This is a genomic window from Sorangium sp. So ce124, from assembly GCF_051525235.1.
Lineage (GTDB): Bacteria > Myxococcota_A > Polyangia > Polyangiales > Polyangiaceae > Sorangium > Sorangium atrum.
Genome location: NZ_CP150312.1, coordinates 5488434 through 5506894 on the forward strand (window position 1 = coordinate 5488434; position 18461 = coordinate 5506894).

General features: G+C 72.9%; 10 protein-coding genes. 4 read left to right on the forward strand and 6 right to left on the reverse strand.

The genetic code is table 11. The features are described 5' to 3' along the window. Positions 1 to 41: 41 nt before the first annotated feature. The 5 genes from WMF19_RS20505 to WMF19_RS20525 form a co-directional block, all read right to left on the reverse strand. On the reverse strand, positions 42 to 1118 hold the full coding sequence (locus WMF19_RS20505; protein WP_437900651.1) for an ABC transporter permease: 1077 nt from the start codon (positions 1116 to 1118) through the stop codon (positions 42 to 44). Continuing rightward, positions 1115 to 2746, reverse strand: a complete 1632-nt coding sequence (locus tag WMF19_RS20510; RefSeq protein WP_437900652.1) for an ABC transporter ATP-binding protein — start codon at positions 2744 to 2746, stop codon at positions 1115 to 1117. The genes WMF19_RS20505 and WMF19_RS20510 overlap by 4 nt, the downstream gene beginning before the upstream one ends. Positions 2747 to 2766: 20 nt before the next feature. Then, positions 2767 to 4059, reverse strand: a complete 1293-nt coding sequence (locus tag WMF19_RS20515) for a BMP family lipoprotein (protein ID WP_437900653.1) — start codon at positions 4057 to 4059, stop codon at positions 2767 to 2769. A gap of 90 nt (positions 4060 to 4149) precedes the next feature. After that, on the reverse strand, positions 4150 to 5367 hold the full coding sequence (locus WMF19_RS20520; RefSeq protein WP_437900654.1) for a vWA domain-containing protein: 1218 nt from the start codon (positions 5365 to 5367) through the stop codon (positions 4150 to 4152). Positions 5368 to 5708: 341 nt separating this feature from the next. Next, positions 5709 to 7298, reverse strand: coding sequence for a metallophosphoesterase family protein (locus WMF19_RS20525; RefSeq protein WP_437900655.1), 1590 nt, complete (start codon positions 7296 to 7298; stop codon positions 5709 to 5711). A 115-nt stretch (positions 7299 to 7413) separates the two neighbouring features. Between WMF19_RS20525 and WMF19_RS20530 the strand changes: the two genes are divergently transcribed. The 4 genes from WMF19_RS20530 (at position 7414) to WMF19_RS20545 (ending at position 14569) form a co-directional block, all read left to right on the forward strand. Continuing rightward, positions 7414 to 8706 carry an SUMF1/EgtB/PvdO family nonheme iron enzyme gene (locus WMF19_RS20530; RefSeq protein WP_437900656.1) on the forward strand — a complete coding sequence of 431 codons (1293 nt, stop codon included), beginning with the start codon at positions 7414 to 7416 and terminating at the stop codon, positions 8704 to 8706. 871 nt (positions 8707 to 9577) lie between these two features. Further along, positions 9578 to 10450 carry a hypothetical protein gene (locus tag WMF19_RS20535; protein WP_437900657.1) on the forward strand — a complete coding sequence of 291 codons (873 nt, stop codon included), beginning with the start codon at positions 9578 to 9580 and terminating at the stop codon, positions 10448 to 10450. A gap of 393 nt (positions 10451 to 10843) precedes the next feature. Next, the gene (locus WMF19_RS20540; protein ID WP_437900658.1) at positions 10844 to 12640 is read left to right on the forward strand and encodes a serine/threonine protein kinase; all 1797 of its coding nucleotides are present in this window, start codon (positions 10844 to 10846) and stop codon (positions 12638 to 12640) included. Between the two features lie 36 nt (positions 12641 to 12676). Further along, positions 12677 to 14569, forward strand: coding sequence for a PEGA domain-containing protein (locus WMF19_RS20545; RefSeq protein WP_437900659.1), 1893 nt, complete (start codon positions 12677 to 12679; stop codon positions 14567 to 14569). 137 nt (positions 14570 to 14706) lie between these two features. On the opposite strand, the gene WMF19_RS20550 is transcribed toward WMF19_RS20545, so the two are convergent. Then, the gene (locus WMF19_RS20550) at positions 14707 to 18351 is read right to left on the reverse strand and encodes a kelch repeat-containing protein (RefSeq protein ID WP_437900660.1); all 3645 of its coding nucleotides are present in this window, start codon (positions 18349 to 18351) and stop codon (positions 14707 to 14709) included. Positions 18352 to 18461 lie beyond the last annotated feature (110 nt).

The following is an 18461-nucleotide window of genomic DNA, read 5'->3' on the forward strand; positions in this document are numbered from 1 at the left end:
CGCCTGCCCCCATCGGCCTCGTCCCTTCGGGCCTCGTCCCATCAGGCCACCTCCGACCGGCCGCCGCCGCGCGCCGCCCTGGGGGACAGGAGCGCGAACAGGACGAGCGCGCCCTGGAGCACGCCCGCCAGCGAAGACTCCAGCCCGAGGGTCATCGGGAGCTCCAGGCTGCCGACGTTGAGCGCGCTGAAGAAGAGGGCGATCGGCGCGACGAGCGCGGCGCGCCGGCCGGCGAGCATCACAACGAGCAGCGAGAGGAAGCCGAGGCTGCTCGAGATGCTCGGGATGAGCCGGTGGAACGTGCCGAGCACCTGCAGCGCGCCGGCGACGCCGGCGAGCGCGCCGGAGACCGCGAAAGCGAGCAGCACCTGCCGCGCCGCGAGCACGCCGAGCACCTCCGCGGCCGGCGGGCTCAGCCCCACCGCCCGCAGCCGGAGCCCGAGGTGGGTCCGCCCGAGCACGACGGCGGTCCCGAGGAGCGAGAGGACCCCGAGCAGGAGCGCGACGGGGCTCAGATCGGTGCCGCCCAGCGTGGAGAGCCATAGCGCGCCGTCGAGCGGCTCGGTGCCGGCCATGGATGCGACGCCGGGGCGCTTCCACGGGCCGAAGACGAGGTACAGGACAAGCCCCTGGGCGACGAAGTTCATGCCGAGGCCCGCGAAGATCTCGCTCACCCGGACGCGCGTGTGCAGCGCGCCCGTGAGGGCGCCCCAGAGCACCCCGCCGAGCGCGCCGGCGCCGACGCAGAGCGCGACAACGGCCCCTGCCGGGAGGTGCGGCCACAGGGCGCGCGCCGCGCCCGTGGCGCAGACGGCGCCGAGGACGAGCTGCCCCTCGACGCCGAGGTGGTACAGGCCGGCGCGGAACGTGAAGAGCAGGCCGCTCCCGCAGAGGAGCAGCGGCGCCAGCGTGGCGAGCACCCGCGCGGCGCGGTCCGTGGAGCCGAACGCGCCCTGCCACAGGCCCGCGGCCACCGCCGCCGGCGAGGCGCCGAGGAGCGCGCAGAGGCCCGCCACGAGCGCGAACGCCAGGGCGAGCGGCGCGAGGCGGAGGAGGAGGGAGACGGCCCCGCGGCGCGCGGCGGGCACCGATCGTCGAGCGGCCGGATCGGAGCTCATCGGTCGGACCCCGCGGGCGCCGGCGGCGGCGCAGGTGCAGCGAGCGCCGAGGGCAGGGCGGCGTCGTCGAGCTCGCCGCCGATCATCCGCCCGAGCCGGTCCAGGGTGAGGTCGGCGGCGCCGACGGGCGGCGAGACGCGCCCGCCGCTGAACACGAGGACACGGTCGCTGTAGCGCATCAGCTCGTCGAGGTCGGACGACGCGAACAGGAGCGCCGCGCCGGCACGGCACCGCGCGAGGAGCTGCTCCCAGACCCAGCGCGCCGACGCGATGTCGAGCCCCCGGGTCGGCTGCTCCAGGAGGAGCAGCGCGAGATCCGCGGGGAGGAGCGCGAGCTGGGTGCGCTGCTGGTTGCCGCCGGAGAGCCGCTCGACGGGCGTGTCGGGCCGGCCCCGGATCCGGAGCGCCTCGATCGCCCGCTCGGCGGCGCGCCGGATCTCCCGCGGACGCAGGAAGAGCCCGGGCCGCGGCGCGCGCAGCGCGACGTGCTCCTCGATGGAGAGGCCCGCGATGAGGCCTTCGCGGCGGCGATCGGCGGGCAGGTAGCCCACGCCGGCGCGCAGGAAGGCCGGGTAGGGGCGGCCGGTCAGGTCGGCCCCGCCCACGACGACGCGCCCCCGCCGCGCCCGGAGCAGCCCCGCGCAGGCGCGCAGCAGGAGGCGCTGGCCGCTCCCCTCGAGGCCCGCGAGCCCGAGCACCTCGCCGCGGCGGACGGCGAGGTGGGCGATGTGCACGTTGAGCCGGTGATCGCCGAACACCACGCCCTCGAGGGCGAGCGCGTCGCCCCCGCTCGGCTCGGGGAGGCGCTCCAGGGGCGCGAGCGCCGCGCCGCCGCCCGCCTCGGGGGATCGCTCCTGAGACGCGAGCGCCTCGCCGAACATCAGCGCGACGAGGCGATCGGCCCCGGCCGGCATCTCCGCCTCTCCCGCCACCTTGCCGTGCCGCAGCACCGTCACGCGATCGCAGAGCGCCTCGACGTCCGAGAGCTTGTGCGACACGAGGACGATCGCCTTGCCGTCCGCCTTGAGCCGCCGCAGCGCGGAGAACAGGGCTTCCTGCTGCGCCCCGGAGATCCCCGTCGTGGGCTCGTCCAGGAGCAGCGCTCGGACGCCCAGCGAGAGGAACCGCAAGAGCTCGATCTGCTGGCGCTCCCCGAGCGTGAGCCGGGCGACGTGCTCGTCCGGGTCGACGGAGAAGCCGAAGCGCGCCGCGAGCGCGAGGAGCTCCTCGCGCGCCGCGCGCCGGGGGAGGAAGACGCCCGCGGCCCGGCCGTGGCCCGGGAGCAGCGAGCGCGCACCGCCGCCCGCGCCGGCCGCGCGGGGCCGGGCGACGAGGTAGCTCTCCAGGACGGTGAGCGGCGGGAAATCGAGCGGCTCCTGGTGGAGCACGCCGACGCCGGCGGCGAGCGCGTCCGCCGGGCTCGCGAGCACCACCGGGCGGCCATCGAAGAGCAATCGGCCCGCGTCCGGGCGGACGAGCCCGCCCAGGATGCGGAGCAGCGTGCTCTTGCCGGCGCCGTTCTCGCCGAGCAGCCCGTGGACGGCGCCGGCCTGGATCGTCAGCGACACGCCGTCGTTGGCCTTGACCGGGCCGAACCGCTTCGCGACGCGCTCGATCTCGATCCGCATGGATCACCGCCCCGAGGCGGCTACTTGCTCGGCCCGGTGATCCCTCGGACCAGCTGCGGCAGATACCAGATCTGCTGGGGCGTCGCGGCCTCGCCGTCCTTCAGGAACTCGGTCCCGTCCTGGAACTTGAGCGGCCCCTTGAAGAGGTCGAGCCCGTTGGCGAGCTCGATGACGAACGCGCCGAGCGGCGCCTGCGCCTCTCCCAGCGCGGCGCCGGGCCCGAAGCCGACGACCGACGAATCGCCGTTCAGGTCGCGGAAGTCCGGCCCTTGCCAGACGAACTCGCTCGCGTACTTGCCCGCGCGCGCCTTCTCGATCGTGTCGCGGTAGAGCGGCGCCCAGTTGTAGTACGCGACGCCGAGGCAGATCTCCGGCGCCAGGTCGCAGCCGGCCTTGTGATCGTAATGGACGTACTTGACCTTCTTGCCAGCGCCGCTCGCCTTCTTGGCCTGCAGCGCGGCCTCGGGCGTGTCGAGCCCGGTCATCAGCACGTCGAAGCCGCCGCCGATGAAGTCGTCAGCCACCTTGGTGGGGTCGAGGGTGACGCCCGGGATGTTGAACCAGAAGCCGATCCACGTGACCTTGAACGTGAGATCCTCCGGCTTCTTCTTCTGGTACTTCTCCCAGCAGTACCGCGCGCCGAGGTACGCCGCGGTGACCAGCCGGCGGGTCTCGTCGTTCACGAGCGGGCCGACAACCCCGATCTTGCCCGTCTCGGTGCCGAGCGCCGCGGCGCACCCGGCGATGTGCTGGGCCGTCTCGATACGCCCCATGAAGTTGCCCAGGTTGGGCTGGGGCTTGTGGTTCTTGCCCTCCTTCCAGGCGTAATCGCCGGAGACATGGATGACCGTGACCTCCGGGTGCTTGCGCGCGGTCTCGAGGGCGTCGTCCTTGTAATCGTCGGAGTTGTAGACGACGAACCGCGCGCCCCGGGAGATGAGATCGTCCGCGACCTGGGACCCCTTCACGTTCGGGCGGTCGGACGGGTTCACCTTGTCGACATACTCGAAGCCGACGTCCGGCATCTTGGCGAGGACCGACCGGATCCCGTCGTAATGCGCCTGGTTCCACCCTTTGTCGTTGTAAGGGCCGACCAGCACCATGCCGACCTTGTATGCGGCGGCCGGCGCAGCGCTCGCCGGCGCCGCGGCGCTGGGGCCGGCGGTCTTGTCCGAGGGCGGGCTCGTGCTCGTCGATGAGCCCTGGCACGCGCCGGCCAGCAGCGACAGCGCAACGGTGAGGACGGCGGGCAGGCGGGCAGCCGGGCGCGGGACAGCGAAGGCCTCAGGCGACTTCGGCGGGCGATGTGTCACCCAGGCATCGTGGGCGGGAATGTCGCAGGGTGTCAAGAACCACCGAGACGGACGACGCCGAGCGCAGGTGTGCTCGGCGTCATCCATGTTTCACTGCGGTATCTCGATCACGTCTTCGCAGGTGAAGTCGACCCCCAGGGCCGCTTCGGGGTCCGCCTGGATCGTGGCGCACGTGCTGTCGCAGAGCACGATCTGGCTCGGGTTCGCGGCGCTGTCGTAACGCCAGGCGTTCTCGCTGGCGCACTCCTGGTCGTAAGCGAGCGCCGTCGGGTTACCTCCGCCGCTCTGGTACGTCACGCGGACCCGCTGCGCGTCGAAGGTCCGCCCGTCGGGAGCGGGCGGGATCTCGACCGTGCAGGAGACCGACGCGCCGCGGATCGCGTCGATCGCCGCCTTGAAGGCGGCCGAGGTCGCCCCGGGATTGCCCGTGTCGATCAGGTAGGCTTGCCCCGTCCCGCCCGCGTCGGCGATGTCGTGCAGGTTGTCGAGGTCGTGGGGCGCGCCCTCGACCGGCGGGTTGTCGACCCCGATGACGTACGTCGGGACGCCGTCCCCGAGCGCGCCGGCCGCCGCGTCCGCCACGGGCTGGATCCTGTTGGCCCGATCGCCGCAGCCCGCAGGATAGCCGTCCGTGACGAGGACGATGGCGTACCTGCCAGGCGTGGCCCGCCGCTGGGCCTCGACGAACGAGATCGTCCCCTGCATGACGAACAACGTGGGCGTGCCGCCGCGCCAGTCGGCGCCGGGCGCCGGCGTGACGGCGTCGATCGCCTCGGCGAAGCGCGCAGAGGGCAGCGCCGTCATCGGGACCTCCGGTGTCTCGTAGGTCTCTGCCGAGCACTTCTCGTCGCGGTCCTCGTCCTCGCTCGGAAAGAACCTGAGCGACGCGTTGATGCCCTCGGAGAGGGGATCATTGAAGAACTGCTTCGTCGCCGCGACGACGGGCTCCCACTTGAGCTCCCTGTCGTACCAGGGCTCGTCGCCCATGCCCATGCTGCCGGACACGTCGAACGCGAAGGCCAGGTACACGGGCTGGAGGTCGGCGCTGGCCGACTGGGTGGCGCACGCTCCACCTTGGCCCGAAGAGCTGCCGTTGCTCGAGGAGCCGCCTTGCCCCGAGGAGCCGCTTGCGCCCGGACCGCCCGACCCGAAATCGCCGGTCGTGCTCTGGGAGCTCCCTTGGCCAGAGCCCCCGCTCCCCGAGCCGCTCTGCGAGCTCCCGTCGCCGTCGGTGGCGCCATTGCCCCCACATCCAACGCCGATCGCACCCACTGTCAGCAACACAATGGCCATCGTGGGCAATCTCATAAGTCGAACCCTCCATGAAGCGCGGCCCGGCGCGTGTCGCCGGCGCCAAAGCCGTCGATTCTGCGTGAGGCACCCGGAGCAGACACGGCCGTGAAGCTCGCTCCCGGTGCCCGCCATCCGGGAAGCATAGCTGACCGATGTGGCAGCCGGACGACGCACGGACCAGAAATGATGCATTGCGGCCAGACGCGGCAGCGACCCTGCATATCGCGCAATGTGGATTGCTGTCTCACCGCGGGCTCGGTTGTGTCCGGCGGCGCCAGCGTGACGGGCCCAGCATGCCGTCCTTCGCTCCGTCGGAGAATCGGCGCTGACCGTACCGAGCAGTCGTGCCGCTCACCTCACGACACGGCCGCCTCGGCGGGGGCCGGCGGCGCGGGCGCGGCAGAGCGTGCAGGGCGGAGCGGGTGCGTCTCGACGCGCCAGATGCCGTCTTCCGTCAGGCGGATCGCCGCGAACCTGGCGACGCCATCGAGATAGCCGTCGGTCTCGTGCCCGAGCGTGGACGAGGGGTGCGCGTACACGCTGACGCGGCCGCCGCTCTTCGAGCGGTAGTGGCCGAAGAACGCGAGGTGCTTGTGCCCGTGGAGCACGAGCGCGCTGTTCTTCTTCGGGTTCTTCTGCTGATACGCCGCGAGCATCTCGAGGAGGCGCGGGCCATCCATGGCGATCATGAACGTGTCGTTGAGCGAGATCGGCCCCGCGAGGCGCGCCACGTGGTGGTGCAGGAGCACGATGACGGGCCCGGACCCCCGCCTCAGCGCGCGGGCGAGTCGGCGGAGCTGCGCGCCGCCGATCTGCCCGATCGCGTTCGACCCCACGAACCGCGAGCGGTAACGGTTGGAGTTGAGGCCGAAGATCCGGATACCCCCCTCGAGATCGAGCCGCCTCGGATACAGGCCGGCGATCGCGCGCAGCCGCCGCCGCGCGCGCTTGCGGGCCGGGACGTGAAGGGGAGGCTGGAAGGGGCCGCGCTCCACGCGGGTGAGCACCTCGATGAAGCGCTGCTCGCGCTCCGCCCGCTTCGTGAGGTACGGGTCCGGCGCCGTGCCGACGTTGATGGCGACATCGTGGTTGCCAGGCACCATGAGCACCTGCGAGGAGGCGGGTATGCCGGAGAGCGCCGCCTCGAGCTCGTCCCACTGCGCCTCTTCCCCGAGATCGGTCATGTCGCCCGTCAGCGCGACGAGCGGCGGCTTCATGGCGGCGATCTCCGCCACGAGCCGCCGGAGGCGGCCTGTCAGCTCGGCGGTGTCGGGGCGAGGGGCCCCTTCCGGCCACGCGGCAGAGCCCTCCTCGATCTCGTACGGCTCGCGGCCGCCCGCCGTGATGTGGAGATCGGAGATCTGGCAGAGCACGAGCCGCCCGCCGGGGATCGCGTCGCCGGGATCGGGGAAGAGCGTCGCCGCGCCGCCATACCGCAGGATCACGCGGGTCGCCTCGCCCAGGGCAGACGCGAGCCACGCATAGAGCGAGAGCCCGAGCGCGAGCGCCGCGAGCGCCGTGCACCCGGCCAGGACGAGCGCGGCCCCGCCCCCGAAGGAGAGCCGGCCGCCCGCGGGGAACAAGGACGCGAGGAAGGAGAGGAACGACCCATCCAGCCACGCGGAGAGCCAGGCGGGCACCCCGATATCGAGCAGGTGCACGGCGAGCCCGCCGGCGCCGCAGGCCGCGGCGAGGACGACGACCATCAGGATCAGGCGATCGCGGACGACGTCGATGACGTCGACGACCTCGCCGAGCCTCCCCCGGAACGACGAGCGGAAGTAGCGGCTCCCGTAGGAGATCTTCTTCCATGTCTCCGGCCGCCACACGCGGCCTTGGCTCGCGACGCTCGAGACGACGAGCACTGGGGCGACGACCAGCGCGAGCAGGACGAGCACCGGCAGGAGCGCCAGGTAGAGGACTCGGAGGGCCGCCCTTCGCGCCATGCCTCATTTGACGTGCCCCGGGCAGGACCGTCAAGGAGCGGCTCGGTCGGCCAGCGCCCCGAAAGTTGCCGGAATCGATGGATGCTCGTAGCAGTAAGCGCGAACTCGCGCGCCGATGTCCTGCACCGAGACGCCGATAGAGCCGCCCTGCACCCCGCGATCACCCGCGTCGAGCGACCCACTGCCGGCGCTCTCGACCGGCGCGCGCGTGGCCCCTGCGCGCCGGCGCGGCAGAGCCGCGGCCCTCGTCGTTGCGGGCGCTGCCGGCGCGGGAGCGGCCGTGTGGACCAGCGCGGCCGTGGCCGTGTGGAGCGGGGCGCCCGCGACGGCGGCGCGCAGCGCGGCGCCGCTCGTGGCGAGCGCGGCGAGCGCGCTGCCGGAGGGCGCGCCGACAGCGCCACCGGAGCGCGTGACGCTCACGGCGGATGACGAGGACGACGAGCCCGGCACGCTGGAAGAGCAGCGCCTCCGGCTGTTCGCGCGGATGCGGCGCGAGCTCGCGCTCCCCGACGAGGCGATGCGGCAGGTCGAGGCGATCTTCGCGGCGTCGACGGTGCTCGGCCAGGGCAACCCCGCGCTGACGCGCCACCCGATGTCGCGATCGGAGTGCCGCCGCATTCGAGCGCTCTCGGGCGTCGAGCCGGCGCGCGAGCCGGCCTGCGGCGCGCCGGGGATGGTGCCGCTCTTCGATCCCACGCGCGGTCAGACCGCGGCGGACGCCCCCGTGTGCATCGATCAGCTCGAGTTCCCGAACGTGCCCTGCGAGTACCCCGTCGTGCACGTCCGGGCGCGCGAGGCGGCGCTCCTGTGCAGGGCGGTCGGGAAACGGATCTGCGATGCGCACGAGTGGGAGGGGGCGTGCGCCGGCGCCCTCCGGGATCCGGACGTCGAGTACGAGTGGGCGCGGCCCCGGAACGAGGCGAGCTGGCACCACAACCTCCTGCGCGAGAAGGTGTGGAGCTACGGCCCCGCAAAGAACCACGCGCTCTGCGGGACGGGGAGCTACCGCACGCCGGGCTGTCCAGGCGGCGGGTGGGACCGCTGCGGCTCCAACACGTATCCGGCCGGCGCGTTCCCCGCGTGCCGGAGCAGCCTCGGTGTCTTCGATCTGCACGGCAACGTCGCCGAGCACATGAGCCTGCCCATCCTGCCCGAGGAGCTCGCGCGCTACGGCGATCGGGGCTTCACCGAGATGAAGGGCAGCTGGTTCGCGTTCTCGTCGATGGAGGTCCACGCCGACGACTGCCGCTTTCGCGCCCCCGACTGGCACGCGACGCGCCTCATGAGCAGGGGCAGCCACGCGAACTACCACCTTGGATTCCGCTGCTGCAAGGACATCGCGCCGCCGGACGGCGCCGAGCGGGGCGAGGGCGTCGACCACCGGGGCGCCAGCGGCGCGCAGAGATAAGGACATCACGAAGAGGGGGCGGCGATCAGGCCTCCTGGAACCCATCATGGCGAGCGGCCCGCGGCCCGCGGCGTACGCCGGGCCCTTCCGTCTCGCTCGATATGCGCACGCGCCCTCCGGAGAAAAGTCCTTCAGTTCGCCGGCCGTGGTTGGGCCGCCGGGTGCGCACACGACGTGCGTACGATGAGCGGCTGGAGCCACCCACATAGATTTGACCACATGATCCCACGTGCGCGCATCGGGTGGTCTACAGGCGCAGGATCTCGCTGACGCGGCTCGTTTCGAGCGCCCGCCGCGAAGTTACGGTGGCGGAGGCAGAAGATTACGGCCCGAGGCGATCGATTCGTGTCGTGCCTCTGTTGATGCACAAACGGCGCAGCCTGAGCACGTCAGGCGCAGAGGGTCCGACCTCGTGCGCAGGTTGCGGCCCGGTCAGACGAGCGGCGGGGAGGCGCCGCGCGCCGTCGCCAGCGTGCCTCGCGCGGGGCTCGGCGGCTCTCGTTCACGACGGTCGCGGTGCGGGCGGGAGCGCAGGTGCTCTGCTCGAAAGCCCGCGATAGCGGCGCTGCGCGCTGCGCTCGGCGCCTGCCGCCGAGGCGTTGAGTTCGCCATCTCCAGCATGCGGCGCGCGGGCCGCGGGCGATACGCCCTCCGATCGGGGGCCGTCCCGCCGGTCTCCGCGTTGAGAACCCGGAAAACCAAGGCCGGCGTCGATCCAGAGAATGCCTTTTTGCGGATGCGGCAAGGCCAGTGACACGAGCTCGCAGCGGCAGTGTCTGCACACGAGGGCTGAGGCACACACCCTGCTCTTCGATGAGCCCAAGGTGGCTCGGACCTTCCGGCCATCACGGGATATTGAGGAGGACGACACATGCTCTCGATTCATGGCAAGGTGCTGGGGCTCGCGGTGGTGATGGCGGCGCTGGGCACGGGGTGCGCCGTTGATGCGGCGAGCGACGCGGATCTCGACGAGGCCGGCATCGACGAGGTCGAGCAGGTCGATTCGACCACCGCGGCGCTCGAGGCTGACGCGTCGGCGAGGGGCGGGTATCAGGGGCCGTACGGTGGCAAGGGCGGGCCGATCGGCGCGCAGGGCCCCATGGACCTCGGCCAGGGGCCTGTCGGCGTGCAGGGACCGGCGAGCCCCGGCCTGCAGGCGCCGGTCGGCCAGCTGGGGCAGGGGCCTGTCGGCCAGGGGCCCGTGGGCCAGGGGCCCGTGGGCCAGGGGCCTGTTGGCCAGGGGCCCGTGGGCGGGCCGGGTGGCGTGCCGGGCGTCGGTGGCGTGCCGGGCGTCGGCGGCGTGCCGTTCGGCGGCGTGCCGTTCGGCGGCGTGCCGTTCGGAGGTGGCTTCGGTGGCTTCGGCGGCTTCGGCGTGCCTGCCGCGATCATCTCGACTTGCACCACCTGCAACACCGCGTTCGTTCCCGACTGCTTCCCGTGCGGCCCCTGCAACAACTTCGGTCCCCCCTGCTGCCGGCCCCACAACCCCTGCAATCCGGCGGGCATCGGTGGGCCGCTCAACGGCGGGTTCTCGGCCGGCCCCTGCGGCGGCGGGTGGCCGGGCCCCTGCGGCGGCGCTGGGTTCGCGGGGAGCCCCTGCGGCGGCGCTGGGTTCGCGGGGAGCCCCTGCGGCGGCGCCGGGTTCGCGGGGAACCCCTGGGGCGGCGCCGGGTTCGCGGGGAACCCCTGGGGCGGCGCCGGGTTCGCGGGGGGCTGCGGCAACAACAACGGGTTCGGCTGGTAGCGACGGGGGCTCGGGCCTCGGCTGCTAGCGCCGACCCCGGCGGCCAGCGGACGGCGGGGGCGTGACGGCAGCGCTCGAACGGCTGCAACGGCAGAGGCTGGGCCCGCGCCGGCGGGGGCGACCCATGTGAGGTGAGGTCGTCGCCGCCAGCGCGGGTCGCGGACGCTGGGGGGACGGCGCCACACGGCCGTGCCCCCGCGGCTCGCGCGGGATCGCGGCGTGGCGAGAGGATGGATGGCCGGTGATGGTGGTGAGGTGAGACGCGCTGCGCCGCGGGAGCGCGGCGCGGTCCGCGAAATTGCAGCCGAATGCAGCGAGGCCGCGCCGGCGGCGTGCGCCGCCTTCACGGGCGTTGCTACGCCGTGCGCAATCCCTTAGAGTGGCCCTAACGCTGTGATCGGCACGATCATCGACGGCAAATATCAGATACGCAAGCTCCTCGGCGAGGGCGCCATGGGCTCGGTTTACGAGGCCGAGCACACGGGGACCGGCCGGCGCTGCGCCGTGAAGGTGATCAGCTCGGCCGATCTCACCCGCGACCCGAAGGTCGTGAGCCGCTTCCAGCGCGAGGCGCGCGCGGCAGGCGCGATCGACACACAGCACATCACGCAGGTGCTCGACGCCGGCGTCGATCGTGGCTCGAACCTGCCGTTCCTCGCGATGGAGTTCCTCGCGGGCGAGGATGTCCACGAGCTCATCAAGCGCGTCGGACCGCTCGCGCCCGACCTCGCGCTGCGCATCGTCGCGCAGTCGTGCATCGGGCTCCAGAAGGCGCACGAGGCGAGCGTCGTCCACCGCGACATCAAGCCGCACAACCTGTTCCTCGCGCGCCGCGACGCCGGCGAGATCCTCGTCAAGCTGCTCGATTTCGGGATCGCCAAGGTGAAGATGGACCGGGCGAACGAGACCGAGAGCGCCGATCTGACGCGCACCGGGAACCTGATCGGCTCGCCGCTCTACATGTCGCCCGAGCAGGCGCGCGGCCAGAAGGAGATCGACCACCGCACCGACATCTGGTCGCTCGGCGCCGTGCTCTACCAGCTGCTGACCGGGCGGACGCCGTACCATCACATCACCGCGCTCGGTGAGCTGATCATCGCGATCTGCTCGGATCCTCCGCCGCAGGTGCAGGACTTCGCCCCGTGGGTGGCGCCCGAGATCGCGGCGATCGTGCACCGATGCCTCCTCCAGGCCCCCGGGCAGCGCTACCAGAGCGCGCAGGAGATGTTCGGCGCCATCCGGCCGCTCCTCCCGTACGGCTGGGGCATCCACGAGAGCATGCTCGTGCCGCTGCCGGAGGCCGTGCACCGGCAGTCCGCGCCGCGGCTCGCGGTGAACGCGCCGGCCACGAACCAGGGCGGCGCGTATGCAGCGGCCTCGCCGGCAAACCAGAGCGGCGGGTACCCCGCGATCTCGCCCGCGAATCAGGGCGGCGCGTACGCCGCGACCGCGCCGGCGAACCAGAGCGGCGGGTATCCCGCGGTCCCGCAGGAGCACCGCGGAGGCTACTCGTCGTTCGCGCCGCCCCCGCTCCAGAGCGGGCCGCCGGCGGCGATCATTCCGGCCACCAACCACGCTGGCGCCGCGACGACGGGGGCGCTCACGCAGTCGCACCGCGGCACGCAGCCCGGCGTGCCGCGGGTGCCGGTGGTGGCCGGCGCCGCGCTCGCCGCCGCGGTCATCGCGGCCGGCGTGTACTTCATCAGCCGGCCCTCGGCGGAGCCGATCGTGCAGCCGGAGACGAAGGCGACCGTCGAGACGCTCCCGCCTGCGGCGGCCACGCTGACGTCGACAGCCCCGACGCCGGCCGCGACGCCGACGCCGGAGGTGGTCGCGGCGGCGGTCGAGCCGCAGCCGAAGCGCGTTCAGGTCGTCATCCTGCCTGCCGACGCCTCGGTCGAGGTCGAGGGCAAGCGCGTGACGACGCGCAACGGGATCCTCGATATCACCGGGCCGCCCGGGAGCGTGCACAGGGTGCGCGTCTTCAAGAAGGGTGGAGGCGAGGCCATGGCCGACGTCGTGGTGACCGACACCGGCGCGTTGCCGCCGAAGGTCGAGCTCACGCCGACGTCGGGGAAGGGCGGTCCTGCGGCATCGGCGAAGAGCGCCTCGGCCGCGTCGCCAGCGCCTCCGCCCGGGCCCACGACCCCCAAGGGGATCATCGACAACACCGACGAGTTCGGAAAGTAGCAGCGGAACGACAGGCTGAGTACGGTGCTCGATCGAATGGATCTGCGTACGCGGCGCGGCGGCTCTCGTCCTCTCTCCCTCGCTCGGCGTCCCCGCGCGGTGCCGCGGCTGCGCGCGCTCTCGGCCGCGATCGCGGCCGCGGTCGCCGCCGGACCGGCGCTCGCGCAGCCGGCGCCGCCGGCCGCGGGCGCCGCCACGCCGGTCAAGGAGGGCGGCGCGCCCGCCGTGGAAGCCGGCGCGCCGGCCAGGGAGGGCGCCGCGCCCGCCACGGGCGCTGCGGTGCCGGCCGAGGAGGCGCCCGTCTCCGAGACGGACCGGCAGGTGGCGCGGCTCCACTTCGAGAAGGGGCTCACGCTGCTGCGCGAGGAGGCCTGGGGCCCTGCGCTCGCTGAGTTCCTCCTCTCGCGCAAGCTCTTCCCGACGCGCGTGGCCACGAACAACGCCGCGATCGCGCTGCGCAAGCTCCAGCGCTACGACGAGGCGCTCGAGATGTTCGAGACCTTCCTCCGCGATTTCACCATGTCGACCGCCGAGCGCGCTGCCGCGCAGCGGGAGATCGCCGAGCTGCGGGCGCTCGTGGGGACGCTCGACATCACGAACGCGGAGCCCGGGGCGTCCATCGTGGTGAGCGGCGAGGAGCGCGGGCAGTACCCGCCCGTCAAGCCGATCCGCGTGGCGGCGGGCGCGCACGTCCTCCGCGTCTTCAAGGAAGGCTACGAGCCGGTGGAGACGCGCGTCGACGTCGCCGGCGGGCAGACCGTCACGGTCAACGCGAAGCTCCGCAGGCTGACCCGCTCCGGCCGGCTGCGCGTGGTGGAGCGCGCCGGCAAGACGGTCGACGTGCTCGTGGACAACGTGGTCGTGGGGCAGACCCCGTGGATCGGCGCGCTGTCGGTCGGCGACCACATGGTGGCGCTGCGCGGCGCGGGGAAGCTCGGGACGCAGCCGACGGCGGCGCCCGTGAAGCCGCAGGAGCTCACGACGCTGTCGCTGCTCGCCGAGGATCTCGACGCCTCGCTGCGGGTCGACCCCACGCCGCCCGGCGCGAGCGTGTGGATCAACTCGGTCAACGTGGGCAACGGCGTCTGGCTCGGCCGGCTCAAGGTCGGCACGCACCGGGTCGAGGTGAAGGCCGACGGGTTCGTCACCGGGACGCGCACGGTGACGCTGCAGAAGGGCCAGCGCCAGAGCCTCGACATGGGTCTCGAGCGCGACGAGGACGCGGACATCTGGCGCAAGCCGCCGAAGATCACGCTCGACGTGAGCGCCTCGTTCCTGCTGGCGCCGACGCTGGGCGGCGAGATCACGGACGGCTGCGACTCGGGCTGCTCCAGCTCACTCGGCCTCGGCGGGCTCGGCATGATCCACGGGGGCTACGAGCTCGGCTCGGGGATCGGCGTCGGGATCGAGCTCGGCGGCCTGTTCGCGGCGCAGCAGCTCGACGAACGCTCGGCGGCGCTCAGGCCGGTCGGCTACCGGGATCCGCTCGACGGCACGGCGAGCGACACGCTCCGCCTGGGCGGCTTCCTGGCCGGCGCGACGTTCGGATACCACTTCGGCGAGCGCTTCCCATCGCTGCTCCGGCTGGGCGCGGGGGTGCTCGTGGGCGAGGTCCGCGACGAGCGGACCGGCAGGTTCAGGGCGACCGGCGGGGAGTCGTTCAACACGTTCCCGGTGGTCGACTTCGCCTCGGCGACCTACTTCTACGCGGATCCTGAGGTGCGGCTCGGCCTGCGGCTCGGAGAGCGGTGGGAGGTGGCCGGTGGCGTGAAGCTGCTTCTCCTGATCGGCCTCAGCAAGCCGAAGTGGGACAGGACGATCGAGCTGGCGGCGGCGAGCGACGGGATCGGCACGTACGAGCCGGAGTCGCTCATGGGCGATTTCGTCCTGATGATCTCGCCTGGGGCGAGCCTGCGTTACCAGTTCTGACGAGACCCGAGCCGGTGCGCCGTGCGCGGTCGCGATGCGCCGCTACGCGTCGCGTGCTCTCGATCCCGCTCGGCGCTGCTCGTACCTGACGAGGCGCGGCACCGATGTGTGGGCGCGCCTCGTTTGCCCTTCGCAACCTAGCGATGGGAGGTCCGCCGGCGGCGAAGCCCGGCCAGCGCTGCGGCGACGCCGAGGAGGACGGAGAGGCGCGCGGCATTGCGCTCGGCGGGGGCGCCGACGACGCTGCAGGAGCAGGACGGGACCTCCGACGGATCGATCTGCGGGACGCACTGGTTCGCGAGGTTGCACACCATGCCATCGACGCAGTCGGCCACCGATCTGCACGGTGAGGCGCAGGCGCTGCCGCCCGGCGGGCAGGTGTACGGGGTGCAGTCCGTGTCGGCGCCCGGGGACCGGAGCGTGTGCGCGCCGTCGCAGCTCGGTCCGATCTCCTCGAGGTCGGCGCAGACGCCGTCGAGGCAGACGAAGTCCTGGATGCAGTCGTCGTCGGAGGCGCAGGAGGTCTTGCAGGCGGTCTCGTCCGCGCACTTGAACCCGCCGCAGCGCTCGACCACCGGCTCGTTCTCGCCGCCGTCTCCAGCGCAGAAGAAGCGCGTGAGCGTCGCGGGACCCACGATGCAGCCCTCGTCCGGGCAGGAGCACGTGAAGGTCCTCGCGACCGCCCCCTCCACAGGGAACATGCACTTGGCATCGGTGGCGCCGCCGCAGTAGCCGGCGCACGCGCCGTCACCGGGGCACGCCTCGCGCTGGAAGGTGCCGCCCTCGTTGGGGTGCGGCGATTCGTGGTCGACAGGCGTCCCGACGTTCGTGCACCTGCCGACGTTGTTCACCACGTCGCATGCCTGACACTGGCCATCGCACGCGAAATCGCAGCAGAACCCGTCGACGCAGTGGCCCGAGATGCACTGGCGATCGCGAGCGCACTCGGCGCCGTTGGCGAGTCGATCGAGGCACAGACCCGACCCGGGCGGTGCGCCACCGGATCCGGCGGACGCGCCGCCTGCACCTGCGCCGCCCGATCCAGCGGACGCGCCGACTGCACCAGCGCCGCCCGATCCGGCGGACGCGCCCCCTGCGCCCGCGCCACCCGACCCGGCGGATGCGCTGACTGCACCAGCTCCACCCGACCCAGCGGATGCGCCCCCTGCGCCCCCTGCACCTCCGCCGCCTCCAGCAGATGCGCCGCCTGCACCAGCGCCACCCGATTCGCCGCCCGCGCCCGCACCGCCCGACCCAGCGGACGCGCCGCCTGCGCCACCTGCACCCGCGCCGCCACCACCCGTCCCGGAGGATGCACCTCCGGCGCCGCCGGCCTCGCCGCAGGCGTTCGGATCGCCGACGCCGACGTCGCACCAACCGCTCTCGTCACAACCGCAGTCGTCGAGGCAATAGAGAATGCACCTGTTGTTGCTGCCGCAGCGGCCCGGCTTGCAGTCCTTGGTGGATTCATGAGCCAGCGCGTGCCCCAGGCCATCGCAGCGGTTGTGCACTTCGATCTGGTTGACGCAGACGATCGGGAGCTCCTTGTCGAGCTTCGCAGGACCACAGGTGCCATCGCTGCCCGTCCCCTTGCCCGACGCCGTGCACGAGAAGCACTCCTGATCGCACGCCTCGTTGCAGCAGACGTTCTCCGTATCGGAGCAATGCCCTGATGCACACTCCTGATCGTGCGCGCACGCCTCGCCGTTCGCCTTGATGAGCAGCTGCGCGCTGGCGAGCGGCTGCGTGCTGGTCGCCCCGATGCCGCCCGCGACGAGCACCGCCCGGCCTGCGACGCGGTCCGTGCCGGCGTTGACGACGACGGCGACGTGCTCACGACGAGCCTCCTGCGCAAGCGAACCGGCCGGCAGGCTGAGGGGGCTGAACTTCCTGGTCAGCGGATCATAGATGGCGGCGCTCGAGAGCGAGGTCGTGCCGTCGAACCCGCCGGCGATGAGGACGTCGCCCGTCGGCAGCAGGCTCGCCGTGTGGTTGGCGCGCGCGTTCGCCATGGAGATCGGCGTCGGCTGCAGCTCGAAGCCCCGCTTCGTCGGATCGGTCACGCCGTCGTGGTAGATGTCGATGGTGCGGACGTAGGCGCCTCCAGAGACGCGGGTGGTGCCTCCGACGAGGATCACCTCGCCTGAATCGAGCGACGTCGCCGTCTGACCGCCCAGCGCCTCCGTACGGTCGATGAGCGTCGCCGTGTGGAAGCCGCGGAGGGCGCTCATCTGCGCCGTCATCGGGGTCGCGGAGGGCGAGAGGACGGAGATCGGCCGGAAGACGCCCTCGTCCTCGTGGAAGATCTCGGCCGAGGTGAGCGCGGCGCCCGAGAGGACGAAGCCGCCTGCGACGAGCACATTCCCCTTCTTCAGGCGGATCGCCGTGTGGGCGTGGCGCGAGGTCGCCATGCTGCCCACGGCGGCGAGCGTGCTCGTGACGGGCGCTCCGCCGTTCGGTCCGAAGGAGCTGAACGTGTAGAGGGAAGCGGTGCTCGTGGGCTGGTTGAGCGGATCCGCGAGACCGCCCGCGACCAGGACCTCGCCAGGAACGAGGAGGGTGGCCGAGTGGTTGAACCGGCCCAGCGAGGCCCCCCCGTCCCTGACGAACTGGCCGGTGGCCGGGTTGTAGACCTCGATGGCAGCGACCGGCGTGCCGCTCGTGCGCTGGCTGCTGCCGCCGACGACGACGACCGCCGGCGGCGGAGGCGCAGGATCCGACGGCGCCGCCGGGGCGAGCTTCGTGACCGCCGTGGCGGTGTGGGCGCCGCGCGCGACGTCCATCGCGTCGGTGCTCGCGAACGTGCGGTCGAGCGGGAAGTACAGCTCCGCCGTCGCCAGCGCGGCCCCAGATGCGTCGAACCCTCCCGTGAAGAGCACGGGGCTCGCAGGGTTCGCCGGGTCGATCACCGTGGCGGTGTGGCGGGCGCGCGGCGTGATCATCTGGTTCGTCGTGGCGATCCACTGCGGGTCGAGGAGCGCCGGGTACTGAACGCCGGCGGGCTGCCATCCGACGATCACCGTGCATGCCGGCGCGCCCGGCGGGGTGACCGGCCGGCCCCACGGGGCGCGAGGGCTCGTGTCGACGGCGCAGCCCTCGACGGAGAGCGAGGCCGGAACGCGCGCGCCGGTCGCGTCGACGAGGTACGGGGGCGCGACGCGCAGGCGGGGCGAGCCGCCGGCGTCGAGGAACTCGAGCGTACGCTCCACGAGGCGGAGGCCCGCGGCGGCGGTGACATCGACCCGGTAGCGGAGCTCCTTGCGCGCTGGCTCCTGCTCGAAGACGACGAAGTCCTCGGTGCCGTTCGGGAGGACGCGGTGCAGGACGTCGCGTGCGCCGCCGTCGGCGCGCAGCGCGCCTGCGTAGAGGACGAGGCCGCTGTCGACCGCCGCCGGCACGTCGGCGGCGTCGACGAGGGAGAAGGCGATCGAGACTCGAGACGCGCCATCGGCGAGGCGCACCGGACCGGCGGCGCGCGCCGGGAGCTCGACGGACGCCGCGGCCCCCTCCGGGGCTGCCGCGCGCAGGGCGCCGGCCGGGGTCGGCGCGACGATCTTGACGGGGCTCGAGGCGATGGCGTCGGCGAAGCGCGCGCGGATCGCGGCGATTCGGGCGCGCGCTCCGGGCGGCGCCGCCTGCGGTGACGCGGCGCCGGGCGGTGGGGAGCGGCGCGACGCGCCCTCGTCGGAGCAGCCAAGGACCTGGGGGAGAATGGCGCACGCAGAGAGCAGCGCAGCCGTTCGCAGCCTGAAGCCGAGTCGCAGCACGCGGTGGTTTCGCAAGGGTCGTTCCGTGGTCGGCGCGGCGCGCGCGACGTGAGGGGGCGGATCTCGGCCATCCTAACAGAAGGCGGCCCGCAGCCGAACAGTGAGGCGGCGCTTCGCCGGAGCGG